Annotated in this window: 21 protein-coding genes and 4 pseudogenes; 14 read left to right on the forward strand and 11 right to left on the reverse strand. The window is 68.1% G+C overall.

Annotated elements, in window-relative coordinates; genetic code table 11:
• Positions 1-115: 115 nt before the first annotated feature.
• A pseudogene (locus ACFOES_RS03035) lies at positions 116-238 on the forward strand (IS110 family transposase); the annotation flags it as partial.
• Positions 239-439: 201 nt separating this feature from the next.
• Here the strand turns inward: ACFOES_RS03035 and ACFOES_RS03040 are convergent.
• On the reverse strand, positions 440-910 hold the full coding sequence (locus tag ACFOES_RS03040) for a MarR family winged helix-turn-helix transcriptional regulator (RefSeq protein WP_377831695.1): 471 nt from the start codon (positions 908-910) through the stop codon (positions 440-442).
• Between the two features lie 262 nt (positions 911-1,172).
• Between ACFOES_RS03040 and ACFOES_RS03045 the strand changes: the two genes are divergently transcribed.
• The 9 genes from ACFOES_RS03045 (at position 1,173) to ACFOES_RS03085 (ending at position 10,545) form a co-directional block, all read left to right on the forward strand.
• Positions 1,173-2,225, forward strand: coding sequence for a substrate-binding domain-containing protein (locus ACFOES_RS03045; protein ID WP_377831696.1), 1,053 nt, complete (start codon positions 1,173-1,175; stop codon positions 2,223-2,225).
• A 70-nt stretch (positions 2,226-2,295) separates the two neighbouring features.
• Positions 2,296-3,537 (forward strand): urea ABC transporter substrate-binding protein, encoded by a 1,242-nt coding sequence (locus ACFOES_RS03050; protein WP_377831697.1) that lies wholly within the window; start codon positions 2,296-2,298, stop codon positions 3,535-3,537.
• An 84-nt stretch (positions 3,538-3,621) separates the two neighbouring features.
• Positions 3,622-4,488 carry a branched-chain amino acid ABC transporter permease gene (locus tag ACFOES_RS03055; protein ID WP_377831698.1) on the forward strand — a complete coding sequence of 289 codons (867 nt, stop codon included), beginning with the start codon at positions 3,622-3,624 and terminating at the stop codon, positions 4,486-4,488.
• Positions 4,488-5,537 carry an ABC transporter permease subunit gene (locus ACFOES_RS03060; protein ID WP_377831699.1) on the forward strand — a complete coding sequence of 350 codons (1,050 nt, stop codon included), beginning with the start codon at positions 4,488-4,490 and terminating at the stop codon, positions 5,535-5,537. Before ACFOES_RS03055 ends, ACFOES_RS03060 begins: the two co-directional genes overlap by 1 nt.
• A 1-nt stretch (position 5,538) precedes the next feature.
• Positions 5,539-6,270, forward strand: a complete 732-nt coding sequence (locus ACFOES_RS03065) for an ATP-binding cassette domain-containing protein (protein ID WP_377831700.1) — start codon at positions 5,539-5,541, stop codon at positions 6,268-6,270.
• Positions 6,267-6,968, forward strand: a complete 702-nt coding sequence (locus ACFOES_RS03070; protein ID WP_377831701.1) for an ABC transporter ATP-binding protein — start codon at positions 6,267-6,269, stop codon at positions 6,966-6,968. Before ACFOES_RS03065 ends, ACFOES_RS03070 begins: the two co-directional genes overlap by 4 nt.
• A 77-nt stretch (positions 6,969-7,045) precedes the next feature.
• Complete coding sequence (locus ACFOES_RS03075; protein WP_377831702.1) at positions 7,046-8,560, forward strand: amidase; 1,515 nt, start codon at positions 7,046-7,048, stop codon at positions 8,558-8,560.
• A gap of 73 nt (positions 8,561-8,633) precedes the next feature.
• On the forward strand, positions 8,634-8,933 hold the full coding sequence (locus ACFOES_RS03080) for a putative quinol monooxygenase (protein ID WP_377831703.1): 300 nt from the start codon (positions 8,634-8,636) through the stop codon (positions 8,931-8,933).
• 70 nt (positions 8,934-9,003) lie between these two features.
• Positions 9,004-10,545 (forward strand): amidase, encoded by a 1,542-nt coding sequence (locus ACFOES_RS03085; RefSeq protein WP_377831705.1) that lies wholly within the window; start codon positions 9,004-9,006, stop codon positions 10,543-10,545.
• Positions 10,546-10,718: 173 nt separating this feature from the next.
• Here ACFOES_RS03085 and ACFOES_RS03090 read toward each other — a convergent pair.
• From ACFOES_RS03090 to ACFOES_RS03110, 5 genes and pseudogenes are all read right to left on the reverse strand, one after another.
• Positions 10,719-11,003 (reverse strand): annotated as a pseudogene (locus ACFOES_RS03090) (IS6 family transposase); the annotation flags it as partial.
• A gap of 236 nt (positions 11,004-11,239) precedes the next feature.
• Positions 11,240-13,579: a nitric oxide reductase activation protein NorD gene (locus tag ACFOES_RS03095; RefSeq protein ID WP_377831706.1), complete on the reverse strand. Its 2,340-nt coding sequence runs from the start codon at positions 13,577-13,579 to the stop codon at positions 11,240-11,242.
• 14 nt (positions 13,580-13,593) lie between these two features.
• Positions 13,594-14,406, reverse strand: coding sequence for a CbbQ/NirQ/NorQ/GpvN family protein (locus ACFOES_RS03100; RefSeq protein WP_377831707.1), 813 nt, complete (start codon positions 14,404-14,406; stop codon positions 13,594-13,596).
• 55 nt (positions 14,407-14,461) lie between these two features.
• Positions 14,462-14,818 (reverse strand): ribulose bisphosphate carboxylase small subunit, encoded by a 357-nt coding sequence (locus tag ACFOES_RS03105; protein WP_377831708.1) that lies wholly within the window; start codon positions 14,816-14,818, stop codon positions 14,462-14,464.
• Positions 14,819-14,886: 68 nt separating this feature from the next.
• Positions 14,887-16,317: a form I ribulose bisphosphate carboxylase large subunit gene (locus ACFOES_RS03110; RefSeq protein WP_377831709.1), complete on the reverse strand. Its 1,431-nt coding sequence runs from the start codon at positions 16,315-16,317 to the stop codon at positions 14,887-14,889.
• 102 nt (positions 16,318-16,419) lie between these two features.
• Here ACFOES_RS03110 and ACFOES_RS03115 point away from each other — a divergent pair, with 102 nt between their 5' ends.
• Positions 16,420-17,403 (forward strand): LysR family transcriptional regulator, encoded by a 984-nt coding sequence (locus ACFOES_RS03115; protein WP_377831710.1) that lies wholly within the window; start codon positions 16,420-16,422, stop codon positions 17,401-17,403.
• Positions 17,404-17,779: 376 nt separating this feature from the next.
• Here ACFOES_RS03115 and ACFOES_RS03120 read toward each other — a convergent pair whose 3' ends face one another.
• On the reverse strand, positions 17,780-18,994 hold the full coding sequence (locus tag ACFOES_RS03120) for a citrate/2-methylcitrate synthase (protein ID WP_377831711.1): 1,215 nt from the start codon (positions 18,992-18,994) through the stop codon (positions 17,780-17,782).
• 93 nt (positions 18,995-19,087) lie between these two features.
• On the opposite strand from ACFOES_RS03120, the gene ACFOES_RS03125 reads away from it, so the two are divergent.
• Positions 19,088-20,194 (forward strand): citrate synthase, encoded by a 1,107-nt coding sequence (locus tag ACFOES_RS03125; RefSeq protein WP_377831713.1) that lies wholly within the window; start codon positions 19,088-19,090, stop codon positions 20,192-20,194.
• A gap of 64 nt (positions 20,195-20,258) precedes the next feature.
• On the opposite strand, the gene ACFOES_RS03130 is transcribed toward ACFOES_RS03125, so the two are convergent.
• Both ACFOES_RS03130 and ACFOES_RS03135 read right to left on the reverse strand, forming a co-directional pair.
• Positions 20,259-20,834: a TetR/AcrR family transcriptional regulator gene (locus ACFOES_RS03130; RefSeq protein WP_377831715.1), complete on the reverse strand. Its 576-nt coding sequence runs from the start codon at positions 20,832-20,834 to the stop codon at positions 20,259-20,261.
• A 44-nt stretch (positions 20,835-20,878) separates the two neighbouring features.
• A complete protein-coding gene (locus tag ACFOES_RS03135; RefSeq protein ID WP_377833026.1) occupies positions 20,879-21,421 on the reverse strand; it encodes a hypothetical protein in 543 nt (180 codons plus the stop codon).
• On the opposite strand from ACFOES_RS03135, the pseudogene ACFOES_RS03140 reads away from it, so the two are divergent.
• Together ACFOES_RS03140 and ACFOES_RS03145 are read left to right on the forward strand one after the other, a co-directional pair.
• Positions 21,356-21,799, forward strand: a pseudogene (locus ACFOES_RS03140) (ATP-binding cassette domain-containing protein); the annotation flags it as partial. The gene ACFOES_RS03135 and the pseudogene ACFOES_RS03140 overlap by 66 nt on opposite strands.
• 48 nt (positions 21,800-21,847) lie before the next feature.
• Positions 21,848-22,507: pseudogene (locus ACFOES_RS03145) on the forward strand (ABC transporter permease); the annotation flags it as partial.
• Here the strand turns inward: ACFOES_RS03145 and ACFOES_RS03150 are convergent.
• Together ACFOES_RS03150 and ACFOES_RS03155 are read right to left on the reverse strand one after the other, a co-directional pair.
• On the reverse strand, positions 22,467-24,038 hold the full coding sequence (locus ACFOES_RS03150) for an acyl-CoA synthetase (protein ID WP_377831716.1): 1,572 nt from the start codon (positions 24,036-24,038) through the stop codon (positions 22,467-22,469). The pseudogene ACFOES_RS03145 and the gene ACFOES_RS03150 overlap by 41 nt on opposite strands.
• 168 nt (positions 24,039-24,206) lie before the next feature.
• Entirely contained in the window at positions 24,207-25,142 is a 936-nt protein-coding gene (locus ACFOES_RS03155) for a branched-chain amino acid ABC transporter permease (protein ID WP_377832994.1), read from the reverse strand.
• Between the last annotated feature and the right edge of the window lie 27 nt (positions 25,143-25,169).

Consider the following 25,169-nt stretch of genomic DNA (forward strand, 5'->3'; position numbering starts at 1 on the left):
GGGGGGGGGCCTGGTGAACTGACGAAGAGAGAGACGCTCACGGGCCACCAGGGCCGCCCCGCCGATCTGCTCTCCCGGCTCGATTTCCTGATCCTCGACAAATTCGGCGCGGCGGGATCAGCAGGGCGTATTCATGCCACACAGGACGCGGGAGCTTCTCGTCCGGCAACGAACGGCCCCGATCAATGCGCTTGGCGCCCATCTTGCCGAATACGGGATCGCCACGGCCGCTGAGCCTGGGTGGTGCGAATGCCCGATCCTGACCGCCGCGCCCCTGGCGCGTCAGGCCGCGGAGCCGCCGAAGCTCCTTCTGCCGCATGGGGAATAGCCTGAGCGCGTCCTGTTGCGGCAGGTCGCAGGGGGGCATTTCGTTGCCGTTCGCGACGCGTCCGAGCTCATGGCCTAGCGGCTGGGGCAGGCGGCGCCACAATTGGTCAGTTCAGATCGCCCTGCCACCCGATATCACTTCGGGCGCGGTGGACGCTCGCGCCGAGACCTGCCCGGCCGGGCCGCTTTCGAGAATGCGGTGAAGCGTCCGCGTCAGGTGGCCGAGGTCGCTCCGTCCCAGTTCGCGCTCGAGATGCGCGTGCAGGTCCGTCTCGATCGAGGACAGGTCCATGAAGACCTGTGCGCCCTTTTGCGCCGTGTAGAGCAGAACCTTGCGGCGGTCGTTGCTGTCGGGAGCCCGATAGACCAACGAGGAGGTGACCATCCGGTCGACGATCTTGGTCAGGGTCGGCGCGTCGACGAACAGCGCGGCGGCGAGACTGCCCATCGAGCGCCCGTCGCTTTGATGCAGCGCCTCGAGGATGCGATACTGCTCGACCGACAGGCCAGCCGCCTTTACGCGTTGGGCGATGAAGTCCTCGACGCAGCGATGAACGCCACGGATCAGATTCGAAAGGTGCATCACTGGCCTCCGAGCAAATCACTTTCCCATTCAATAATTGAAATTCGCATAATTGCCAACTGTCGCTGGATCAAGCGATACCGCTCAATATTTCAGCAGGTAGGTCAATAACTGTGTCCTGCATGCTTTCCGGCCCAGTTCGGCTTTCCTTTTCGCGGGCTCCTCACGGACCTTTTATCTGAATGGCATCGCGCGCAGGGGAAGCCCACCCTTCCTCGTCCACCTGAAGACCGGACTCGAAGGGGTCGCGCGAGGATGGAGTGTGAGACCCTTGAACACGGTGCAGATCAGCCTCCTGATCCAGCAAACCGGGCCCGCCGGCATCTGGTCGCCATCCGCCGAGGCCTGCGCGCGCCTCGCGGTGAGCGAGATCAACCGTCAGAGCGGCATCCTCAGGCAGCACGTCGAGCTGGTCGTCGAGGATGCGGGCACCACCGATGCCGACGCCCGGGCCGCCGCCCGCCGCGCGATCCGCAACGGGGCGCAGGGGATCGTCGGCATGCTTCCGAGCTATGCCCGCCACGCGGTCGCGGCTTCGACCTTCAACGTGGTCCCTTTCATCTACACGCCGCAATACGAGGGCATCGCCCCCGAGGCGCAGACCATCACCACCGGAGAGACGGCCGAAGAATTGCTGGCGCCGGGGCTGCGCTGGCTGTCCGATCATCGCAACGCGCGCCGCTACTTCCTGTGCGGCAGCGATTACGTCTGGCCGCGCACCAGCCTGTCGATCGCCCGCTCGATGATCCCGCGCGTCGGCGGCGAGGTGGTGGGCGAGGCCTACATGCCGGTCGGGACCGACGATTACGACTCCCTGATCGCGCGGATCAAGCGCGCCAAGCCTGATGTCGTGCTGCCCTATTTCCTCGGCGGCGACGGGATCGCGTTCAACCGCGCCTTCCACGAGGCCGGCCTCTGCCCGCACGTCCTGCGCTTCACCTCGGCGATCGACGAGACCATCGTCTACGGGCTGCCGCCTGAGGCGACCGAGAACCTCTTTGTCAGTTCGGGCTACTTCGCCTCGGTGCGTTCGCACAACAACGGCGCCTTCCTGGAACGCTACCACACCGCCTATGGCGATGCGCCGCCGCCGGTCAATTCCTTCGGCCAGTCCTGCTACGAAGGCATCTACAGTCTGGCCTCGCTGGTCGAGCGGGCCGAGGTCTTCGACGCGCGGGCGATTCACCGACTCGCGGGGCGCATCCAGCAGCAGCGCACGGCGCGGGGCTCCAAGTCGAAAGCGGTTGTCGGGGGGCGTCACCCGATCTTCCTCGCGCGACTGGATGGCTATGATTTCAAGCTCTTAGCCGTGTAAACAACAATACTTGACATTTCAATAATTGCGTAATCATCTAATATGGCACCCTGCCATAGGAGACCATGCAATGAAGTTGTCGCGTCGTAATTTCCTCAAGCGTTCCACCATCGCTTCCGCCACCGTCCTGGCGAGCCCCGTTGTCTTCCGCCAGTCCGCCTTCGCCTCGGACAAGCCGATCCTGCTGGGCAGCCTGCTCGACCTGTCGGGCGGCCTTGCGGCCTCGGGCGTGCCGATGAAATATGCCCTCGAACTGGCGGTGGAAGAGATCAACGCCGGCGGCGGCCTGCTGGGTCGTCCGGTCAAGATCGTCGGCTACGACACCCAGTCGAACATCCAGCTCTATTCGCAATATGCCCAGCAACTGGCGCTGAAGGACCGCGTTGACGTCGTCCACGGCGGCATCACCTCGGCCTCTCGCGAGGCGATCCGGCCGACCTTCGACCGCTACCGCCTGCTGTATTTCTACAACGTGCTCTACGAGGGCGGTGTCTGCGACCGCAACACCTTCTGCACCGGCACCACGCCGGCGCAGACCGTGCAGAAGCTGGTGCCCTACGCGATGGATCACGCCAAGGGCAAGACGGCCTACATCATCGCCGCCGACTACAACTACGGCCAGATCACCGCCAAGTGGATGACCAAATACGTCCAGGACAACGGCGGAAAGGTGCTGGAAACCGACTTCTTCCCGCTCGACGTGACCAACTTCGGCTCGGCGATCTCGAAGATCCAGGCGGCCAAGCCCGACCTGCTGCTCTCGGCGCTGGTCGGCGGCAACCACACCGCCTTCTACCGCCAGTGGGAATCGGCCGGCATGAAGGGCCAGATCCCGATCGCGTCGACCACCTTCGGCCTGGTCAACGAGCCCGAGACCCTGGCCCCGGCGGTCAGCAACGACATCGTCGGCGCCTACGGCTACTTCCAGGAACTGGACACGCCCGCGAGCACGAAGTTCGTCGAGGCGATCAAGAAGGCCCATCCCGACAGCCCCTACATCTCGGAACTCGCCTCGGCGACCTACGAGGGCGTCCATCTCTGGGCCGAGGGCGTGCGCAAGGCCGGCGACATTGACCGCATGAAGGTGATCGAGGCGCTCGAGGGCGGCGTTTCCTTCGAAGGCCCCAGCGGCATGGTCAGCCTCGACAAGGCCACCCACCACACCACGCGCAACGCCTACCTGGCGAAGGTGGCGGACAAGAAGTGGGACGTTCTGGAAACCTACAAGGACGTCGAGCCCTCTGACACGGCGAGCGTCTGCGACCTGGTCAAGAACCCCAACGACAACAAGCAATACGTCATCGAGCTGTAAGGCCGGTCGGCAAGGGCGGCCGCGCGACCGGCGCGGCCGCCCCTCCTTACGTCTCAGACACGCGCGAACAAGGGGCTTCCCGCAATGGACATCTACATCATACTCGGGCTCAACGTCCTCAACGGCGTCGCCTCTCTCTTCCTGCTCTGCGTCGGGCTGGCGATCATTTTCGGGATGATGAAGATCGTCAATCTCGCCCATGGCGAGTTCATCATGCTGGGCGCCTACGCCACCGTGATCGCCACCAATGCAGGCGTGAACATCTGGATCTCGATGCTGGTGATCTCGCCGCTCTTCGTCGGCATCGTCGGACTGGTGATCGAGCGTTTCCTGATCCGCTACCTCTACGGCCGGTTGGTCGATTCCATGCTCGCCACCTGGGGCCTCAGCCTGCTGATCACCGGGATCGTCACGACGATCTTCGGCAACACCATCAAGGGCGTGCAGACGCCGATGGGCGGCTTCTCGGTCGGCTCCTACAGCTCGAGCTTCTATAACCTGTTCATCTTCGCCATGGCCCTCGTCGTGATCGCCATCGTCTTCGCGGTGATGCGCTTCACCCGGCTCGGGCTGATCGCGCGGGCGACGATGCAGAACCCGGCGATGTCGGCCGCGCTGGGGATCAACCCCGACCGCGTCTACATGCTGACCTTCGCCGCCGGGGCGGCGCTGACGGGGCTGGCGGGCGGTCTTATCGCGCCGGTCGCGGGGATCACCCCGGGCATGGGCGCGGCCTATGTCGCCAAGGCCTTCATCACCGTCGTCGGCGGCGGGACCTCGATCCTCTCGGGCTCGCTGTCGGCCTCGTCGCTGTTCGGGTCGATCGACCAGATCGGCTCCTACCTGACGACGCCGGTCTACGGCCAGGTCATCGTCTTCACCACGGCGATCATCCTCATCCGCCTGCTGCCCCAAGGCATCTCGGGCCGCTTCTTCAAGGGGCAACTCTGATGACCAGGAACCTCTCCCTCCTTACGCAACTGGCCGCGCTGGCGGTCGTGATCGTCCTGATCGTCCTCGTGCCGAGCTATGTCGACCTGTTCACCGTGATGCAGATGACGCTGTTCGCCTCGATGGGGGTGCTGGCGCTGTCGCTGGCCTTCATCTGGGGCTTCGGCGGCATCCTGTCCTTCGGCCAGACCGCCTTCTTCGGGCTCGGAGCCTATGCCTACGCAGTGGCCGCGATCAACTACCAGGATTCGACGCCGGCGATCGCCCTCGCCGTGCTGGTGCCCGCGCTCTTCGCCATGGCGCTGGGGTACTTCACTTTCTACGGCCGGATCTCGGACGTCTATTTCGGCGTCATCACCCTGACCGTCACTCTGATCCTGTTCAACGTCGCCAACTCGACCTCGGGCCAGGAATACCACATCGGCACGGCGCAGCTGGGCGGCTTCAACGGCATTCCCGCGGTGCCGACCTTCAACATGCCCTTCGATCCCGCCAACCCGCTCTACCCCGAGCAGGGCTGGTACGTGACCGCCGGCGCGCTGGTCTTCGTCTACGGCCTGCTGCGGCTGGTGCTGGGCCGGCGCTTCGGCCGCGTCGTCGTCGCGGTGAAGGAGAACGAGACCCGCGCCTCGCTGCTGGGCTACGACCCGCGGCTGATCAAGCTGATCGCCTTTACCATCGGCGGCGCCGTCGCGGGACTGGCCGGCGCGCTCTACGTCAATTGGGGCGCCTTCGTCAGCCCCAACGTCTTCAGCCTGTCGCTGTCGGCCGAGATCATCATCTGGGTCACCGTCGGCGGGCTGGGCACGCTGCTCGGCCCGGTGATCGGCGCGGTGCTGATCCAGTACATCGTCGCCAGCATCGGCTCGCAGCAGGTGGTCAACGCCAACCTCGTCCTCGGCGCCGTGCTGCTGTTCTTCGTGCTGATGTTGCCAAAGGGCCTTCTGCCCTCGGCCCGTCACCTCGTCACCGAGGGGCTGCACCGTCTGCGCAAGCCCGACGCCGCCAAGATCGAGCCCACCGCGGCGCAACCCGCAGGGAGCAAGTGAGATGAGCGAGAACAACCCTCCCCTGATCCAGACCGAGAACCTGACCATGCGCTTCGGTGGCGTGGTCGCCAACGACAACATCAACTTCAGCCTGCGCGAGATGGAGCTGCGCTGCCTGATCGGGCCCAACGGAGCCGGCAAGAGCACCTTCTTCAAGTCGCTGACCGGCCAGCAGATCCCGACCTCCGGCTCGATCGCGTTCCGCGGCCAGCCGATCGCCGGCAAGCTGCCGCACGAGATCGCGCGCATGGGGATCGGCATCAAGACCCAGGTCCCCAACGTCTTCAACGGCCTCTCCGTGCGCGAGCATTTCTGGCTGGCGGCGCGACGCAAGTCGATGCCCAAGGAGCTGATCCACACCGTCGACGAGATCCTCGAGCTCACCCGCCTGGGCGACTACGCGGAAAGCATCGTCGGCACGCTGTCGCACGGGCAGCGGCAATGGGTCGAGATCGGCACCGTGCTGGCCGCCAAGCCCGAGCTGATCCTGCTCGACGAGCCGGCGGCGGGGATGACGGACGAGGAGACCTTCCGCACCGCCGACATCATCCGCGACATCAACCGCACCCGCGCGATCGTGGTCGTCGAGCACGACATGGAATTCATCCGCCAGATCGCCAAGACGGTAACCGTCTTCCACCAGGGCCGGGTTCTGATGGAAGACACGGTCGACGCCGTTCTCGCCGACCAGCGGGTGCGCGACATCTATCTCGGAAAGAAGGTGGCGGCATGAGCATGCTTCTCGAGGTCTCCGACCTGCGCGCCGGCTATGGCCGCATTCCCATCCTCGCCGGGGTCACCATGGCGATGGCCGAGGGCGAGTATCTGGGCATCCTGGGCCATAACGGCATGGGCAAGACGACGCTGCTGCGCAGCCTGATGGGGCAATTGCCCGCGACCGGCGGCACGGTGCGTTTCGCCGGCGCCGATGTCACCCGCAAGAAGACGCATGAACGCTCGCGCATGGGGCTGGGGCTGGTGCCGCAGGGGCGCGAGATCTTCCCCGAGCTGTCGGTCATGGACAACCTGCGCATGGGGCTCGCCGCTGCGCCGACCGAGGACCTCTCGGTGATCGACGCGGTAATCGAAGACTTCCCCCGGCTGACGCCGCTGCTCGACCGTCGCGGCGGGGCGCTGTCGGGCGGCGAGCAGCAATTGCTGGCGCTGGCGCGCTGCCTGTGCACCAAGCCCAGGCTGGTGTTGCTGGACGAACCGACCGAGGGCATCCAGCCCTCGATCATCGAGGAGATGATCGAAACGCTGCTGACACTTAAGAAACGCTGGTCGCTGTCGCTGGTGGTGGTCGAACAGAACCTCGAATTCATCACCTCGCTCTCCGACCGGATCCTGAAGATCCAGAAGGGGCGCATCACGGGCGAAACCAGCAGCGCAGAAATCCTGTCCGGGCAGGTCGGCATGGAAGCGATCTGACCCGGGGCCCGGTCGGGCCCGCTCCCCACCCGAAATTCAGACCTGAAGCAACCTAGTTTGATAGGAAAGGATACCTCATGGCTATCACCCGCCCCACTGTCGAGGACGTCGTCGACCTGGCGAAGTCGCTGCACATGACCATGTCGCCCGAAGAGGCCGCCGAGTATCACGCCCTGATGGGCGGCATGTTCGACATGTATGACGTGATCGACGCGCTGCCCAACCCGACGCCGCCGGTCAGCTATCCGCGCACCCCGGGCGCCAAGCCCGCCCCGGCCGACAACCCCTACAACGCCTGGGCCTGCAAGAGCGAGGTGACCGGTGCGGCCGAGGGCAAGCTCAAGGGCAAGACCGTGGTGCTGAAGGACAACGTGGCGCTGGCCGGTGTGCCGATGATGAACGGCTCGACCACGCTGGAAGGCTTCGTGCCCTCGGCCGACGCGACCATCGTGACCCGCATGCTCGACGCTGGCGCCACCATCGTCGGCAAGGCGACCTGCGAGCATTTCTGCCTGTCGGGCGGCAGCCACACCTCGGACCCCGCTCCGGTCCACAACCCGCGCAAGATGGGCTATTCGGCCGGCGGCTCGTCCTCGGGCAGCGCCGCGCTGGTGGCCGCGGGCGAGGTCGACATGGCGATCGGCGGCGACCAGGGCGGCTCGATCCGGATCCCGGCCTCCTATTGCGGCATCTACGGCATGAAGCCGACCCACGGGCTGGTGCCCTATACCGGCGTCATGCCGATCGAGAACACCATCGACCATACCGGCCCGATGACCGCTTCGGTCGCCGACAACGCGCTGCTGCTCGAGGTCATCGCCGGGGCTGACGGGCTCGACCCGCGCCAATACGCGCCGCAGACCGCGCCCTATACCGAGGCGCTGGACAAGGGCGTGAAGGGGCTGAAGATCGGCCTGCTCAAGGAAGGCTTCGAACTGCCCAACATGCAGGCTGCCGTGGCCGAAAAGGTGCGCGCGGGCGCCGACAAGCTCGCCGGCCTGGGCGCCGATGTCGCCGAGGTCTCGCTGCCCGAGCACCTGACCGCCATCGCCGCCTGGAACCCGGTCACGCTGGAAGGCTTCGTTGCCCAGATGATGCATGGCAACGGCATGGGCTTCAACTGGAAGGGCCAGTATGATGTCGGCCTGCTCGACGCCCACGCCGCCTGGCGCGAGAAGGCGGACGACCTGTCGGAGACGCTCAAGCTGTGCATGCTCGTCGGCCAATGGGGGCTGAGCCACTACCGCGGCCGCTACTACGCCAAGTCGCGCAACGTCGCGACCCAGGTCAAGGCCGCCTACGACGCGCTGTTCGGCGACTACGATCTGCTCTTGATGCCGACGCTGCCCTGCGTCTCGACCAAGCTGCCCGAGCCGGGCGCTCCGCTCGAGGAGATCGTCACCCGCGCCTTCGAGATGACCAACGCCACCAGCCCCTTCGACGTCACCGGCCACCCGGCGATGTCGATTCCCTGCGGCTTGGCCGACGGGCTGCCGGTGGGCCTGATGCTGGTCGCCCGTGACTACAACGAGGCCACGATCTACCAGGCCGCCAGCGCCTTCGAGGGACTGGGTGACTGGACGACCTTCTGAGTCGATGCCCGACAGGCGGCCCGGCACGACGCCGGGCCGCCGCCGTTTCGAACCGACCGGACAGGAGCCTGCGATGCTGACGATTACCGCGGTGATCCGCGCCACGAAGGGGGCCGAGCAGACCATGCGCGACGCGCTGCTGGAGGTTGCCGAGCATGTGCGTGCCAACGAGCCGGATACGATCGGCTTCCACATCTCGCAAGACCTCGAAGATCCGTCCGTCTTCACCACCTACGAACGCTTTGCCGATCAGGCTGCCATGGACCGGCACAACGGTTCGGAGGCGGTGGCGCGCTTCTTCGCCATCGCCCAGCCGATCCTCGATGGCGAAGTCGTGCTTGTGGCCGGTTCCGAGATTTCAGCCAAAACCTGACCGCCCGCGGCCAGCCACTTTTATTGGATGCGAAAGCCGGCGCCGCATCCGGCGCCGAGAAAGGACCGACATGAGCACGACATCCGAGAAACCCGCCCTGGCGCTTGGCGCGATGAGCGTCGCCGCGATCCGGGAAGGCCTCGCCAAGGGCAGCTTCACGGCGGAAATGCTGGCCGAAGCCGCGATCGCGCAGATGCACGCGCTGAACGGCACCTACAACGCCGTCATCTTCGAGAACGACGCCGCGCTCGAGACTGCGCGCGACATCGACCGGCGGCTTGCCGCGGGCGAGGCGGTCGGGCCGCTCGCCGGTGTGCCGGTGGTCATCAAGGATCCGATGGACATGGTCGGCTTTCCCACCACCGCGGGTTGGCGGCTGCTCTATTCCGGGACCGGTGGCGTCGATCTGATGCCCGAGCGCGACAGCCCGGTCGTCGCCCGGATGCGGGCCGCGGATGCCGTCATCATCGGCAAGACCAACGTCCCCGTGCTGAGTGCCTCGGGCACCCATGCCAATGACAGCTGGGCCGGCCCGACGATCAACCCGGTCGTCACCGACCGCGTGCCTGGCGCGTCGAGCGCGGGCAGCGCGGCCGCCGTCGCGACCCACATGGCCGTCATCGGGCTGGCCGAGGAGACCGGGGGCTCGATCCAGAACCCGGCCTCGGCGCAGGACCTCGTCGGGATCAAGCCGACGCTGGGCCTTGTCCCCAGCGCAGGGGTGGTGCCGCTGTCGGGCTATCGCGATGTCGTCGGGCCGGTGGCGCGTTGCGTCGCCGATGCCGCCGAATGCCTGACGGTTCTTGCCGGCTTCACGACCGAGGATCCCAAGACCATCGCCTCGGTCGACAAGATCCCGCGCGCCGGCTACGCGGCGGGGCTGAGCCCCGACGCGCTGCGCGGCAAGCGCCTTGGCCTCTACGGGCCGGGATGGCGGCCGAACGAACTGTCGCCCGAGGCCGCCGCGCTCTATGCGAGCGCCAAGGCGGAGCTCGAGGCGGCCGGGGCGATCCTTGTCGAGGATCCCTTCGCCGGCACAGGTTTCGCCGCGCTCCGCCAGGTGACGCCGGGCACGCCCCATTTCGACGGCCGCGGACTTGAATCTCTGCCCTATGACATGTCGCTCTATCTGCGGCGTCTGGGGCCCGACGCGGCGATCAAGACCTGGGACGAATTCGTCGAGGCGACCAAGGAAGAGGACGTGTTCGCCAAGGACGGCCCCCTTGGCTTCCTGCCCGCGCTGGCGGATTTCGGCCCTGCGCGCGCCGATCCCCTGACACCGCCTGCCTTGCCCGAGTTCATCGAACTCAAGCGCAGCTACCTGGAGCTGATCGACGAGGTCTTCGCGCGGCACGCGCTCGATGCGCTGGTCTTCCCGCAGATGTCGCAGGAACTGCCGGGGCTCCATTCCGGCGAGGTGCTGATGGACACCACGGTGGGCGAGATCAACATCGCGGGCATTCCCGGGGTGACGGTGCCGGCGGGCTACTACGCCTCCGGCGCCCCGTTTGAGTTGATCTTCCTCGGCAAGCAATGGAGCGAGGCTACGCTGGTCGGCCTGGCCTATGCCTACGAGCAGGCGACGCTGCACCGCCAGCCGGCGGTGGACTGACCCCGGGCACGGACGCCTGGCCGCGTCGGGGCGATCGCACGTCGAGCCTGTTCGCGGCCGGGAGGCGGTGCCGTGGTGGTGTCAGACAAATGCGAACGTGTCACCACAAGGGCAGTGACGCTGCCCCTTGTTCAGCGCAAAGGCCAGGCCACTCGGCAAGAGCGGCGGCGCGGGTAGTGCCCTTCGCCGTCGACATTCACCAACAGCTTGTCGAGATGCCAGCGCCACCGGCTGAACCGCATGCCCGCGCCCCGCCGCTTGCGGATCTCGGACGCGAATAGCGGCCCGAACCTGTTCCACCGGAACCGCACCGTCTATTGGCTGATGTCGATCCCACGCGCGTGCGGCAGATCCCCGATGTTTCGCAGCGAGAGCGGGAATCGGACTTGCATCATCACCGTCAGGCGAATGACTTCGGGCGACGCCTTGAAATGGCGGATCGGGGAGCGCAGTGCGATTGCCGGACACGACGGCGCCCCTTGGGGCGCTCGTTTCAGCCGTGCCTGGCGCGCGCGGTGGCGAGGGCCGAGAACCAGCGGCGACGGCGTCCCCGCCAGCTTGGCAGAAGGGGGGCGGTTTCCGCCGCACGGGAACGCCCAGCCTTGCCCCGAGCCCGGCGTCGCCGCTGATGCCCCCCGCGAGTTCGGCAAGCCCTGCCACGAGCCCAAACGCTCGGCCGGCCGCCAGGCGGGGTTCATTTCGTCAGGCTCGCGAACAGCTCGGGGAGCTTTTCGGGCAGCCGGCTCACATGCTCGACGATCGTGTAGTTGTTGGCGCCGAAGATGCGTTTGACATAGGCGTCGGCCTCGGGATCGAGGGTGAGGCAGTAGGTGAGGATACCCTTCGCGCGAAGGTCGTCGACCGCCTTGCGGGTGTCGTGGCGCAGGTGCTGGGGATCGCGCTCGTCGATGTCGGCGGGCGCGCCGTCGGTGACGAGGAGGATGAGCTTGCGCCGCTCGGGCTGGCGCAGGAGTTGGGCGCCGGCATGGCGCAGCGCCGCGCCCATCCGGGTCGACAGGCCGCCCTTCATCCCGTCGAGCCGCGCCTTGGCGTCATCGTCGAAGCGCTGACCGAAGTCCTTGAAGCGGGTGTAATGCACGTCATGGCGCCCATCCGAGGCGAAGCCGTGTATTGCATAGGGGTCGCCGATGCCCGAAATCGCGGTGGCGACCAGCGCCGCGGCCTCGCGGGTGAGGTCGAGCACGGTCTTGTCGCTGTCCGCCACCGGATCGTTGGTGCTTTCCGACAGGTCGAGCAGCACCGTCACTGCCAGATCGCGCGACTTGATGACGTTGCGCATGGTGATGCGCGGGTTCGGCTGCGCGCCCATGCGGATCGCGACCATGGCGTCGACGGCGGCGTTCAGGTCGATCTCGTCGCCGTCCTCCATGTTGCGCAGCCGTTGCACGCCGGCGGGGCTGAGCATGTCGATGATCTTGCGGATGCGGTGGGCGACGGGCTTGTGCTCGGCCAGGATCGTCTCGACCGTCGCCGGATCGCCGCGGCGCGCGCGGCGCTCGTAGACCGTCGCCCAGTCGGGGCGGTAGAGCTGGAGTTGATAGTCCCATTCGGGATAGTGGACGGGCGGCGAGATCGGCTCCTTGCCCCACATGTCGTTGAAGCTGGTGCTGGCCTCGCCGGCATCCTCATAGGGCATGAACTCGTCGCGGCAGACCCAGATCTCCTGGGCGTCGTCGCCGGCGAGCTCGGCATCGACCTCCTGCGCCATCTCCAGCACCGAGACATATTTGCGCAGCTGGCGCTGGCTGGCGGGGACATACCCCTCGCTGCTGTCCCAGTCGAATTCCTCGAAAGCCCAGACGAAACGGTTGTCGTCGCGATAGGGGATGCGCAGCGTATTGAGGACGCGAAGGCTCGGCACCTCGCGGCGCGCGGCAAGGATGTGGTAGAGGTCGAGCCCCAGATGCCAGGAGACCCCGTTGTCCTCGGCCCGGTCGGCGATCCCGGCATGGAAGCGCGCGCCCAGAGCGTCGAGCTCGGCATCGCCGGTGGCGGCGCCGGGATCGGCCAGCAGCCGGGCGAAGCGTTCGAGCTGCAGGACTGTCGGATGCTCGACCGCACCCGCGTGCTCAATCGCCAGCAGCCGGCCCCAGAGCTTGGCCAGCCCGGGGAAGTCGCGTGCCGCCAGCCACTCGACGCGGGCGTCTTCGATCAGGCCGATGAAGACCATTTGCGCCGGGCTGAGCTGTTCGGCAGAAATCGCGGCCGCGGCATAGTGCAGATGCGCGGCCTGATGGGCGGCCATCGCGCGGTAGATCTCGGCCCCCGCGACGCCGGCGATGTCGTCCACCGCATCGGGCAGGTGCATCACGTGATGCTCGACATAGGGGCGGAACCCCTCGTAATCGGCGGCGGCGGGGCGCAGGAAGAAGTCTCGCCCCCAGAGCGCGCGCAGGTAGAAGTTGAGCTTGCGCTGGCTGTCGATGAACAGCGTGCCGCGCCGCTCCTGCTGCAGCATCCGGCGGGCGTCGGGGCTTTCGAGCGCGAAATATCGGCTCAGGTTGGGCAGGTCGCGCCGATAGGCATCGGCGCCGAAATTGGCCCAGCGGCGCAGGCCCGACAGGGTCAGCTTGGACAGCAGTTCGTCGATCTGGCCCAGCATCGGGCGCAGCCCGCGCGCGGCCTTGGCCGACAGCTGGTGGATCAGGCCGAGATAGCCGCGCAGCAGCTCCGGGTCGCCCAGCCGGCGCGCTGCCGTCGGCAGCGAGGAGAACAGCAGCGCGATCACCTCGCCCGAGGTCATCGAGCTCAGCTTCATCGCCGCGCCGGCGCAGTCGCGGATCACGTCCTCGCCGCATTCGCGCACCACCGCCGGCATGTTCTCGAGCCAGGCCAGCACGAGGTCGTGGCCGCGGCCGAGATTGCACAGCCCTCTGGCCGCCTCCATGTAATCCGCCAGCCCGGCCGGACTCATCACCCGCACCGCCTCCCGGAAGGACGGTTCGAGCGTGTCGAGGACCTCGGGCGGCGCCTTGGCGAAGCAGGCGCGGTAGTCGTCAAGATCGAGGGGCATGCCGCGCTCCGTCGCTAGCAGACGAAAAAGGTCTCCACCGCCGCCTGCAGCGTCTGGCGCATGTCGGGATCGTCGGTGAGCGGCGTGACCAGCGTCATCTGGCAGGCGGCCTCGGGGGCGACGCCCTGGGCGATCATGTGGCCGGCATAGACCAGCAGGCGGGTCGAGATTCCCTCGTCGAGCCCGTGACCCTTGAGGTTGCGGGTGCGGTGGGCGACCTGGACCAGCTTGTTGGCGGTCTCGGTTGCGACCCCGGTCTCGTGGGCCAGGATCTCGGCCTCCAGCTTCGCTTCGGGATAGTCGAAATCGAGCGCCGCGAAGCGTTGCTTGGTCGACTGCTTGAGGTCCTTCATCAGCGATTGGTAGCCGGGGTTGTAGGAGATCACAAGCTGGAAGTCGGGATGGGCCTCGATCACCTCGCCCTTCTTGTCCAGCGGCAGCATGCGGCGGTGATCGGTCAGCGGGTGGATGACAACGGTGGTATCCTGACGCGCCTCGACCACCTCATCGAGATAGCAGATCGCGCCGATCCGGGCGGCGGTGGCCAGCGGCCCGTCCTGCCAGCGGGTGCCGTCGCGGTCGAGCAGGAACCGGCCGACGAGGTCCGAGGCGGTCATGTCCTCGTTGCAGGCGACGGTGATCAGCGGCCGGCCCAGCTTCCACGCCATGTATTCGACGAAGCGGGACTTGCCGCAGCCCGTCGGGCCTTTCAGCATCACCGGCACGCGCCGGGCATAGGCGGCCTCGTAGAGCGCCACTTCCGAGCCGACGACCCGGTAATGGGGCTCGGTCTTGACCTCGAATTGCTGGATATCGTGCTTGACCATGTTTTCCTCCCCGGTGTCCGCAGCCGGCCCGCGCGGGCGGGCCGGGCGCTCGCGTTCAGACCGGCTTGCCGCGGTGGATCACCATCTCGGCGCCTTTCGACTGGGCGTAGTTGTCGTAGCCGACCAGCCGGACGTGATTGGCCGGATGCGCCTTGTGGCAGGCTTCGGCCTCGGACAGGATGCGGTCGACATCGGTCTCGCCGAACATCGGCAGCTTCCACATGTACCAGTAATGGCTCATCGCGTTCTCCGGCTCGGTATGTTCGACCGCCGGGTTCCAGCCTTTCGAGACGATGTATTCCACCTGCTTGCGGATCTGGTCGGCATCCATCGCCGGCAGGTAGGAGAAAGTCTCGAACTTGCGGCTGGCGACGTCGCCCAGCGACGATTTGTAGTCCTGCATCTCGCTCATTGTGCGGGTCCTTTCCAAATTCGGGTTGGCGGGCCCCCGGGTGCGCCCCGGGGGCGGGGAAGAAGGGATCAGCGGTGTTGCACGTCGAGCTTGTCGACGGTGTCGAACTCGAACTTGATCTCCTTCCAGGTCTCCATCGCGGTGGCGAGCTCGGGGCTCGACCTGGCGGCCTTGGTCAGGATGTCCTTGCCTTCCTTTTCGAGCACCCGGCCCTGGTTGCGGGCCTCGACGCAGGCTTCCAGCGCCACCCGGTTGGCGGCGGCGCCGGCGGCGTTGCCCCAGGGATGGCCGAGCGTGCCGCCGCCGAATTGCAGCACCGCGTTGTCGCCGAAGATCGTCACCAGCGCCGGCATGTGCCAGACATGGATGCCGCCCGAGGCGACGGCGAAGGCGCCGGGCATCGCGCCCCAGTCCTGGTCGAAGAAGATCCCGCGCGAGCGGTCCTCCTTGACGTGGCGCTCGCGCAGCAGGTCGATCCAGCCCAGCGTCGAGGCGCGGTCGCCCTCGAGCTTGCCGACCACGGTGCCGGTATGCAGGTGGTCGCCGCCCGACAGCCGCAGCATCTTGGTCAGCACCCGGAAATGGATGCCGTGATTGGGGTTGCGGTCGATCACCGTGTGCATGGCGCGGTGGATATGCAGCAGCATGCCGTTGTCGCGGCACCAGTTGGCGAGGCCGGTATTAGCGGTGAAGCCGCCGGTCAGGTAGTCGTGCATGATGATCGGCGCGCCCAGCTCCTTGGCGTATTCTGCGCGCTTGTACATCTCCTCGGGCGTCGGCGCGGTGACGTTGAGGTAATGGCCCTTGCGCTCGCCGGTCTCGGCCTCGGCCTTCTGGATCGCCTCCATCACGAAGTCGAACCGCTGGCGCCAGCGCATGAAGGGCTGCGAGTTGACGTTCTCGTCGTCCTTGGTGAAGTCGAGCCCGCCACGCAGGCCCTCGTAACAGGCCCGGCCGTAGTTCTTGGCGCTCAGCCCCAGCTTGGGCTTGATCGTGCAGCCCAGCAGCGGGCGGCCGTACTTGTTCATCACGTCGCGCTCGACCTGGATGCCGTTCGGCGGGCCGCCGCAGGTCATCACATAGGCGAGCGGGATGCGCACGTCCTCCAGCCGCAACGCCCGCACCGCCTTGAAGCCGAAGACGTTGCCGACCAGAGAGGTCAGCACGTTGACCACCGAGCCTTCCTCGAACAGGTCGATCGGGTAGGCGATGAAGGCGTAGAAGGCCTCGTCATTGCCGGGCACGTCCTCGATCGCGTAGGCGCGGCCCTTGTAATATTCCAGATCGGTCAGCAGGTCGGTCCAGACCGTCGTCCAGGTGCCGGTCGAGCTTTCGGCGGCGACGGCCGCGGCGGCCTCCTCGCGCGGGACGCCCTCCTGCGGGATGACCTTGAAACAGGCCAGGAAGTCGGTGGCCCGGGGGGTGTATTCGGGCATCCAGTAGGTTTCGCGATATTCCTTCACCCCGGCGGTGTAAGTCCTGCTGTGGTCTTTCGGCATCTGAGTGGCTCCTCCCTCATCGGCATGCGTTGAGAGAGTCGTAATTGACCGGTGAAATAGAGAAAACTAAATTGTTTTTATCAAAGCTATAGGGGTTTATTTATGGCAAAGCTCATCCTGCCGACCGTGCAGCAGATGCGGCTGTTCGAGGCGGTGGCGCGGCATGGAAGCGTTACCCGGGCGGCCGAGGAGGTTCACCTCACGCAGCCCTCGGTCTCGATGCAGGTCAAGGCGCTCGAGGAAAAGATCGGCATGTCGCTGACCGAGCAGGTCGGCAAGACGCTGCACCTGACCCGTGCGGGGCAGGAGGTGGCGCAGGCCGGCCGCGACATTCTCGACCGGCTGGCCGAGATGGAGACCGCGCTCGAAGACCTGCATGGCGCGGTGGCGGGGCCGCTGTCGGTGGCCGTCGTCTCGACGGCGAAATATTTCCTGCCGCAACTCCTTGGCCGCTTCAAGCGGCGCTTTCCCGAGGTGGCGCCGCGGCTGACGATCACCAACCGCGAGACCGTGCTGGCGCGGCTGGCCGAGAACCGCGACGACCTCTACATAATGGGCCTCCCGCCGCAGGAGGACGCGGTGGTCGCCGAGCCTTTCCTGGAAAACGTGATCGTCTTCGTCGCCCGGCCGGACCATCCGCTGGCGGGGCGCAAGGCGATTCCGCTGGCCCGGATCGCCGAGGAGAACGTGATCCGCCGCGAGCCGGGATCGGGCACCCGCCAGGCGGTGGAAAAGCTCTGCCGCTCGGTCCGGGTGAGCCTTGAGACCCATATGGAGTTCGACGACAGCGAGGCGATCAAGCAGGGGGTGATCTCGGGACTCGGGATCGCCTATCTCTCGCTGCACTCGCTGCGGCTGGAACTGGCGGCGGGCGAGCTCGCGGTGCTGGATGTCGAGGGCTTCCCGCTGCGCCGGCGCTGGTATGCCGCCCATCGCCGGGGCAAGCGGCTGTCGAATGCGGCGCAGGCGTTTCTGGACTACCTTCTTGTCGAGGGCGAGCAGGAAGTCGCCAAGTCGAACCCGTCCCCTGCCGGGGCGTCGCCGCGCGAGATGGGCGGTCTTGCCGGAGAGGCCGCCCGGGGGTGAGCCTTCGCCGCTGAACTGGTCGCGGCAGGCGGGACTGTCCGCCGCGCTGGGCTGCAACGCCTTGCAGGCTTCGCCGCCCTTGGCGTGGCCGCGGTCTTCCTGGTCCTGTCCGGCGACGCCCAAACCATGCCTTGCATGTCCGTGCCGCTCGCAAGCCGGCGCTCCCGAACCGGCTCGCGCATCGCCTCGCCGCGGCCGGGGTTGGGCCGGCCCCTGCCGTCCCGCACCCGCGTCATCCTCGACGAGATCGCCGCCGCCGGGATCGCGCGCGACGATGGCCGCCTCCCGGAGCTGCCGGCGCGGCGATCCTTTCCAGCCCCCCCAACAGTCCTTCCGGGCCAGGGCAGGGCGCGGTTTGTCTCTGCCTCCCCCGGGCCTAGCTGCCGTCTCGCGGAGGGGGGGACACGCCGACATAGCGTGCCCGCGGACGGATCAGCCCGTCCTCGTCGCGCTGCTCCAGCGCGTGGGCGATCCATCCCGCCGTCCGGCCGATCGCGAACAGCGCCAGCGCCGCGCCCCGCGGCAGGGCCAGCGCGCGCCGGATCGCGACCAGTGCGAAGTCGAGATTGGGATGGCGTCCGGCGCTTTCGGCCATGGTCGCGACCAGCGTCTCGCGCCCGGGCTCCGGCGGCAGCAGGCCGAGCAGGGCCCGCGCCCGGGGATCGCCGTCGGGATAGAGGCGATGGCCGAAGCCGGGCACGCCGTCGCCGCGCCGGAACCGGGTCTCGATCAGGCCCGCCACGTCGGCCGGGGCGGAGATCTCGTCCATCAGCGCCTCGACGAGGCTGGTCGTGCCGCCATGCAGCGGCCCGCCCAGGGCCGAGAGCCCGGCGCTCAGGCAGGCCCCGAGCGAGGCGCCGGTCGAGGCCACCACCCGGACCGCGAAGGCCGAGGCGTTGAGTTCGTGATCCGCCGCCAGCACCAGCGCCCGGCGCAGGAGTTCGGCGCCCTGCCGGTCCACGCCCCAGACCTGCGCCAGCCTCTCGTGGGTCGGCATGGCCTGCGGCGGGCTCGCCGTGGCCGCCCCGGTCATCGCGCGCAAAAACTCCGCCGCGCCGGGCCAGAGCCAGCGGCTCTCGCGCTGCCAGGCAATCGCCCGCCCCGCGGCGACCAGCGGCAGCAGCATCTGGCAGCGTTCGCTCAGCGGCAGTTCCGCGGCCCGGGCAAGCAGCGCCTCGTCCCAGGCGGTCCCGGCCTCGGCCATGTCCTTCCCCGCCGCGAACGGATCGGCCTCGCCACAGTCCCAGAGCAGCCGCGCCGTCTCTTCCAGCGTCGCGTGTTCGGCCCATTGCGCCGCATCGTGGCCGCGGTAGTAGAGCCGCCCGCCCTCGATCAGCGTGATCGCCGAGGACAGCACCGGCAGCCCCCAGTCGAGCGTCGCCGCGGCGACCTCGCGCGGGCGGCGCCCGACGGTCTTGCGCCTGGCCAGCGTGGCGATGTCCCCGGCGCTGTAGAGCCGCCGCCGGGGATCGTCCGGGGCAGGGGCCGTGCGGACCAGTCCCCGGCTGACATAGGCGTAAAGCGTGGCGCGGCTGACGCCGAGGGTTTCGGCGGCGGCCTCGGCGTCGAGGAACGGGGAACTGTCGGTCATGGATTTACATTGATTGATTGAATCAAGATTGACGATATATCTTGAAACGCCATCCTCCGCGCTGTCAACCACGAGGATTGCACGAGGATTGCCATGACCGACCAAGCCATTTCCCCCGCGCACAGCACGCCCGGCCTCGACGATGTCATTGCCGCGGAAACCGTTCTCAGCCATGTCGACGGCGCCGCCGGAGAGCTCATCATCCGCGGGCACGCGCTCGACAGCCTGGCCGACTGGCGCTTCGAATCCGTTCTCGCCCTGCTCTGGGCGGGGCTCGCCCCCGAGGCGATGGAGGCCGAGGCGATCCGCGCCGCCCTCGGCCCGGCGCGGGCGCAGGCCTTCGCGCTGATGCAGCCGCTGCTGCCGGCGACGGACGGGCTGTCGCAGGTCGAGGCGCTGCGGCTTCTGCTGTCGGCGCTCGCCGACGGTGCGGAAACGCCCCACCACCTGCTTGCCACCGCCGCCGTGCCGGTCTTCGCCGCCGCGATTGCCCGCCGTCGCGCGGGCGAGGCCGCGGTCGCGCCCGACCCGTCGCTGGGCCAGGCGGCGGATTTCCTGCGCATGCTGCACGGCGTGCCGGCCGCGCCCGAGCAGGTGCAGGCACTCGACAGCTACCTCGTCACCGTCGCCGATCACGGGCTCAACGCCTCGACCTTCGCCGCGCGGGTGATCGCCTCGACCCGGGCGGGGATGTTCTCGTCGGTGATCGGCGCGCTCTGCGCCCTGAAAGGCCCGCTGCATGGTGGCGCCCCGGGGCCGGTCCTCGACATGCTCGACGCGATCGGGACCGAGGACAACATCCGCCCCTGGCTCGCGGCGGCGCTGGCGCGGGGCGAGCGGCTGATGGGGTTCGGCCACCGCATCTACCGGGTGCGCGACCCGCGGGCCGACGTGCTCAAGGGCGCCGTCGCCCGGCTGCGCGACGGGGCGGGGCGCATCCGCTTCGCCGAGGCGGTCGAGGCCGAGGCGCTGGCCCAGCTGGCCGAGAAGAAGCCGCTGCGGCCGCTGCAGACCAATGTCGAATTCTTCACCGCGCTGGTACTGGAGGCGGTGGGCTTCCCGCGCGCCAGCTTCACCAATGTCTTCGCCGCGGGCCGGATGGCGGGCTGGACGGCGCATGTGATGGAGCAGGAACTGGCCGGTCGCCTGATCCGCCCCAAGTCGCGCTATGTCGGCCCGGTCCCGGAAGTCGCCGCCTGACCGCGCGACGGGCCTTGCCACCAGCGCCTCGCGGGGAGACCCGCGAGGCCGCGAACGGTCCTGCTCAGGCCGTGTCGCCCGCCGTGATGGTCCGCAGGATCGAGACCACGCGCCGCTTGAAGGTCTCGCGGTCGGCACCGTCCAGGGCGTCGAACTCGAGCACCTGGAAGGCGATCCCCAGCCCGGCCAGGAACGCCGCCGCCAGCACGACGCCCTCGCGCCCGCCGGAATCGCGCCGCCCCCGCAGCGGATCGAGGAATTCGGTATTGGCGACCTGCCGCAGCGCCGCCATCGCCTCGGGGCTGGCGACCGAGTGGAGCAGGATGCTGAGCCCGGCCCCGAGCTTGCCCGGCACGGCCGCGCGCCGGGCCAGAAGCATCTCGGCCATCGTCGCGGCGAGGTCGTCGCAGTCGCGCAGAACCTCCATGTCGGCGCGGATCGCGCTGCGGAACGCCTCGTTGAACAGCTCGAGCTTCGAGCCGAAGCTGCGATGGGCCTGGGCGACGTCGACACCGGCCCGGGCCGCGATCTCGCGCAGCCCCACCGTCTCATAGCTGTTCTGCGCGAAAGCCTCGCAGGCCGCCGCCAGGATGCGCTGACGCGAGGGCAGGCGGGAGGTGCTGGCAGGTTGGCTGGTCATGTCCGTCATCTTGTGTCTTGCAATGCGCGCCGCGAACGGGGCAATCAACAGCTGTTGACGGCAGAATACACCGATTTTCCGAACCTCTTGTCAATTTGAAGGAATGTCGCAATGGCCCGGCCGAGCAGCAAATGGGGACTGGTCGGCCTGGCGGCGGTCATCGTCGTCGCGGCCAAGGCGGCCGGGCGGATCGGCAGGTTCCTGGTCAAGGAACGCGAGGTCGTCCATGCCGGCCAGCCGCTGGCCGAGCTCGACAGCCGCCAGGTCGGCGTCGCGCTGGTCCAGGCCCGGGCCGAGCGCAAGCGGGCGGTGCTGGCGGTCGACACGGCGAAGAACCGGGTCCGGCAGGCCGAGGCCGAGCAGCGCGCGGCGGCGGCGGCGGCCGAGGAGGCCCAGGCCGCCAACGACGTCGCCCGGAAGCAATACGAGCGCACGGCCAAGCTGGCCGAGAACAGCACCGCCTCGCAGGCGACGCTGGATGCCGCCCGCGCCCGGGCGCTGAGCGCCAAGGCCGCGAGCGCGGCGCGCGGCGGATACGGGACAGCCGTGTCGAGGTGCTGGGCGGCGACATGGCGGATGCCGGCCATCGCGGCCGGATCGGGCCGCGCATCGCCTATATGCCGCAGGGGCTGGGCCGCAACCTCTATGCCTCGCTCTCGTTGCGCGAGAATGTCTATTTCTTCGGCCGTCTCTTCGGCCAGGACGACGCGGAGCGCCGCCGCCGCATCGACGCGCTGCTCACCGCCACCGGGCTCGCCCCCTTCGCCGGCCGGCCGGCTGGCAAGCTGTCGGGCGGGATGAAGCAGAAGCCGGGGCTGTGCTGCGCCCTGATCCACGACCCGGATCTGCTGATCCTCGACGAGCCGACCACCGGCGTCGACCCGCTGTCGCGGCGCCAGTTCTGGGAGCTGGTCGCGCGGCTGCGCGCCACCCGTCCGGGGATGAGCGTCATCGTCGCCACCGCGCTGCCGGCGATGGTGCCGGCGGTGCAGCTCTCCGGCCTGGTCGACCCGGTCTCGTCGCTCGAGATCATGCTGTCCAAGGTCGGGTCGATGGGGCTGGTGGTGGTGGCGACCGCCGCCTCGCTGGTCTTCGTCGTCGAGGGCGTGCTGCAGGTGCCGGTCGCGGGGGCGCTGCCGCTCTACCTGTTCGGCACCGCGCTCGAGCTCTTCGCCGTCACTTCGCTGGGGATCATGCTGGCGACGCTGGCCGGGTCGATGCCGCAATTCGGGCTGCTCCTGGTGATGGTGCTGCTGCCGCTGCAGGTGCTGTCGGGCACCCTGACCCCGCGCGAGAGCATGCCCCGCTTCATCCGCGACCTGATGCTGCTGGCGCCCGACATCCATTTCGCCGCCTTCTCCGAGGCGGTGCTGTTCCGCGGTGCCGGCCTCGCCATCGTCTGGCCGCAACTGCTGGCCATGGCGGTGATCGGCGCCGCGCTGTTCCTGATCGCGCTGGGCCGGTTCCGGGCGTTCCTGAGCTGGAGCGGCCCGTGCCGGCCCGTGCCGGCCCGGGAGGGTCCGGGAGGGCGCGGCGCGCGGCCGCTCCCCTTGACCCTGCGGAAGCCCCGCAGGCAATTCATGCCGCCGATCGGGGCTTCGCCCGCAGGCGCGGGGCAGACGCCCCGGGCGGTCAGGGGGCGTCTGAATATTCCTTGCGCAGCTCGCGCTTGAGGATCTTGCCGGCGGTGTTGCGCGGCAGATCCTCGCGGAAGATCACCCGCTTGGGGATCTTGAACGGCGCCAGCGTTTCCCGGGCGTGGAGCAGCAGTTCCTCTTCCACCACCGCATTGCCGTCGCGCAGCACGACGACGGCGGTGACCGCCTCGATCCATTTCTCGTGCGGCAGGGCGATGACCGCCACCTCCGAAACCGCGGGATGGCTGAACAGCGCCTCCTCGACCTCGCGGCTGGCGACATTGGTGCCGCCGGTGACGATGATGTCCTTCACCCGGTCGACGATGGTCAGGTAGCCCTCTTCGTCGACGACGCCGACATCGCCGGAGTGGAACCAGCCGCCGGCGAAGGCCTCGGCGGTCTCCTCGGGCTTGCCCCAGTAGCCCAGCATCAGATGCGGCGAGCGGTGGACGATCTCGCCATGCGCGCCCGGGGCGACGTCGTTCATCGCCTCGTCCACCACCCGGGTCTCGACATTGAGCACCGGCCGGCCGGCCGAGGCCGGGCGCGCGTCGTGCTCCTCGGGCCGCAGCACGGTGGCGAGCGGGGCGATCTCGCTCTGGCCATAGCAGTTGAAGGGCTGGATGCCGGGCAGCCGCGCGCGCAGCTCCTGCAGCACCGGCACCGGCATGATCGAGGCGCCGTAGAACACCTGTTTCAGCGACGACAGATCGCGCTTGTCGAAATCGGGCGAGCGCAGCAGGCTGATCCACACCGTCGGCGGCGCGAAGAACGAGGTGATGCGGTGCTCCTCGATCAGCTTGAGGCAGAGCTCGGGCTGGGGCGCCTCGATCAGCACCGTGCTGGCACCGACCAGCAGCTGCGGCATGACGAAGACATGCATCTGCGCCGAATGGTAGAGCGGCAGCGCGGCCAGCGCCCGGTCGTCGGGGCCGAAGCCGAGCTCGTGGATGCAGCTCATGTATTCCGCGGTCAGGCCACGATGGGTCATCATCGCGCCCTTGGGCGCGGCGGTGGTGCCCGAGGTATAGAGCAACTGGGCGACGTCGGTATCGTCGGTGGTGCTGTCGATCGGCGGGCCGTCCGCGCCGCCGAGCGCGATGGCGAGGACATCGAAGCCGTCGCCGCCATGGAAGGTGCCGGTCATGACGAAACCGTGGTCGGTGCCGAGCGCCTCGTGCACCTTGTCCCCAAGCGGCAGATCGAAGATCAGCGCCCGGGCGCCGGACTGGTCGACGATGTAATGCAGTTCGTGGTCGGTCAGCGCGTAGTTGATCGGCACGTGGATCAGGCCGATCCGCGTCGCCGCCAGCCAGAGCAGCAGATAGGCGTCCGAGTTGCGGCCGTAGGCGCCGATGCGGTCGCCCGGCTCCAGCCCCGCCGCGGCCAGCGCGGTGGCGACCCGGTTCACGGCGCGGTCGAGCCCGGCGAAGCTCCAGCTGCGGTCGGCGAAGGTCAGCGCCGGGCGCTCGCCATGGCGCAGCGCGGCCCGGCGCACCGCGTCGGAAATCGTGTTGCGGCGGGCGCGGGCGCCAAGCCCGGCGGCCTCGGGATGTCCGGTCGTCATGGCTCCTCCTTCCATGTCCGGGGGGAACGCCCTTTGGCCATGGGGCGGCCCGGGCGCTTGTCTGTCAGCAACTCTAACATCGGCCTTGAGCCGGACAACGTCCTCCGCGGGCTTCCGTGGCGTCAGCGGGGGAACGGCACGACATGAGACGCGTGCCCCGGCCGCCGCTCATATCGACGAGATCTTGAGCAGTTTCTCTATCTCGCCGATGACGCCGCGCCGGAACAGCAGCACGCAGGCGATGAAGGTGGCGCCGATCACCACCTGGACCCAGGAGCCGATCGAGCTCAGCACCTGCTGCAGCGCGACCACGATGAAGGCGCCGACGACCGGCCCGAAGATCGTCCCGAGCCCGCCGAGCAGGGTCATCAGGATGACCTCGCCCGACATCTGCCAATGGGCGTCGGTCAGCGAGGCGAACTGGAAGACGATGCACTTGGTCGAGCCGGCGAGGCCCGAGAGCGCGGCCGACAGCACGAAGGCGATCAGCTTGTAGCGGTCGACATTGTAGCCCAGAGACAGCGCCCGCGGCTCGTTCTCGCGCACCGCTTGCAGCACCTGGCCGAAGGGCGAGTGGATGATGCGGTAGATGAACAGGAAGCCGGCCATGAAGATCGCGGCGACGAAGTAATACATCGCCAGCGGCCGGTTGAGGTCGATGAAGCCGAGAAGATGGCCGCGCGGGATGCCCTGCAGCCCGTTCTCGCCGCCGGTGAAGGGCAGTTGCAGGGCGAAGAAATAGACGATCTGGGCCAGCGCCAGGGTGATCATCGCGAAATAGATCCCCTGCCGGCGGATCGCCAGCGCGCCGACCACGTAGCCCAGCACCGCGGCGAAGGCGGTGCCGGTCAGGATGCCGAGCAGCGGCGGGAAGCCCCAGACGGTCAGGGCGTGGCCGGCGACATAGGCGGCGCCGCCGAAGAAGGCGGCATGGCCGAAGGACAAGAGCCCGGTGAAGCCGATCAGCAGGTTGAAGGCGCAGGCGAAGAGCGCGAAGCACAGGAGCTGCATCACGAAGACCGGGTAGAGCACCGCCGGCGCCGCCAGCACGAAGCCCAGCAGCAGCAGCCAGAGCACGGTCTGGGTGACGCGGGTGCGGGCCAGGCTCCTGGCCGAGATGTGGTCGTCGAA

This window comes from Acidimangrovimonas pyrenivorans (genome assembly GCF_042643245.1).
Lineage (GTDB): Bacteria > Pseudomonadota > Alphaproteobacteria > Rhodobacterales > Rhodobacteraceae > Acidimangrovimonas > Acidimangrovimonas pyrenivorans.

Coding starts and splice junctions, on each gene's coding strand:
- ACFOES_RS03040 (WP_377831695.1), bottom strand. CDS start 910: ATGCACCTTTCGAATCTGATCCGTGGCGTTCATCGCTGCGTCGAGGAC.
- ACFOES_RS03050 (WP_377831697.1), top strand. CDS start 2,296: ATGAAGTTGTCGCGTCGTAATTTCCTCAAGCGTTCCACCATCGCTTCC.
- ACFOES_RS03055 (WP_377831698.1), top strand. CDS start 3,622: ATGGACATCTACATCATACTCGGGCTCAACGTCCTCAACGGCGTCGCC.
- ACFOES_RS03060 (WP_377831699.1), top strand. CDS start 4,488: ATGACCAGGAACCTCTCCCTCCTTACGCAACTGGCCGCGCTGGCGGTC.
- ACFOES_RS03065 (WP_377831700.1), top strand. CDS start 5,539: ATGAGCGAGAACAACCCTCCCCTGATCCAGACCGAGAACCTGACCATG.
- ACFOES_RS03070 (WP_377831701.1), top strand. CDS start 6,267: ATGAGCATGCTTCTCGAGGTCTCCGACCTGCGCGCCGGCTATGGCCGC.
- ACFOES_RS03075 (WP_377831702.1), top strand. CDS start 7,046: ATGGCTATCACCCGCCCCACTGTCGAGGACGTCGTCGACCTGGCGAAG.
- ACFOES_RS03080 (WP_377831703.1), top strand. CDS start 8,634: ATGCTGACGATTACCGCGGTGATCCGCGCCACGAAGGGGGCCGAGCAG.
- ACFOES_RS03085 (WP_377831705.1), top strand. CDS start 9,004: ATGAGCACGACATCCGAGAAACCCGCCCTGGCGCTTGGCGCGATGAGC.
- ACFOES_RS03095 (WP_377831706.1), bottom strand. CDS start 13,579: ATGCCCCTCGATCTTGACGACTACCGCGCCTGCTTCGCCAAGGCGCCG.
- ACFOES_RS03100 (WP_377831707.1), bottom strand. CDS start 14,406: ATGGTCAAGCACGATATCCAGCAATTCGAGGTCAAGACCGAGCCCCAT.
- ACFOES_RS03105 (WP_377831708.1), bottom strand. CDS start 14,818: ATGAGCGAGATGCAGGACTACAAATCGTCGCTGGGCGACGTCGCCAGC.
- ACFOES_RS03110 (WP_377831709.1), bottom strand. CDS start 16,317: ATGCCGAAAGACCACAGCAGGACTTACACCGCCGGGGTGAAGGAATAT.
- ACFOES_RS03115 (WP_377831710.1), top strand. CDS start 16,420: ATGGCAAAGCTCATCCTGCCGACCGTGCAGCAGATGCGGCTGTTCGAG.
- ACFOES_RS03120 (WP_377831711.1), bottom strand. CDS start 18,994: ATGACCGACAGTTCCCCGTTCCTCGACGCCGAGGCCGCCGCCGAAACC.
- ACFOES_RS03125 (WP_377831713.1), top strand. CDS start 19,088: ATGACCGACCAAGCCATTTCCCCCGCGCACAGCACGCCCGGCCTCGAC.
- ACFOES_RS03130 (WP_377831715.1), bottom strand. CDS start 20,834: ATGACCAGCCAACCTGCCAGCACCTCCCGCCTGCCCTCGCGTCAGCGC.
- ACFOES_RS03135 (WP_377833026.1), bottom strand. CDS start 21,421: ATGGCCGGCATCCGCCATGTCGCCGCCCAGCACCTCGACACGGCTGTC.
- ACFOES_RS03150 (WP_377831716.1), bottom strand. CDS start 24,038: ATGACGACCGGACATCCCGAGGCCGCCGGGCTTGGCGCCCGCGCCCGC.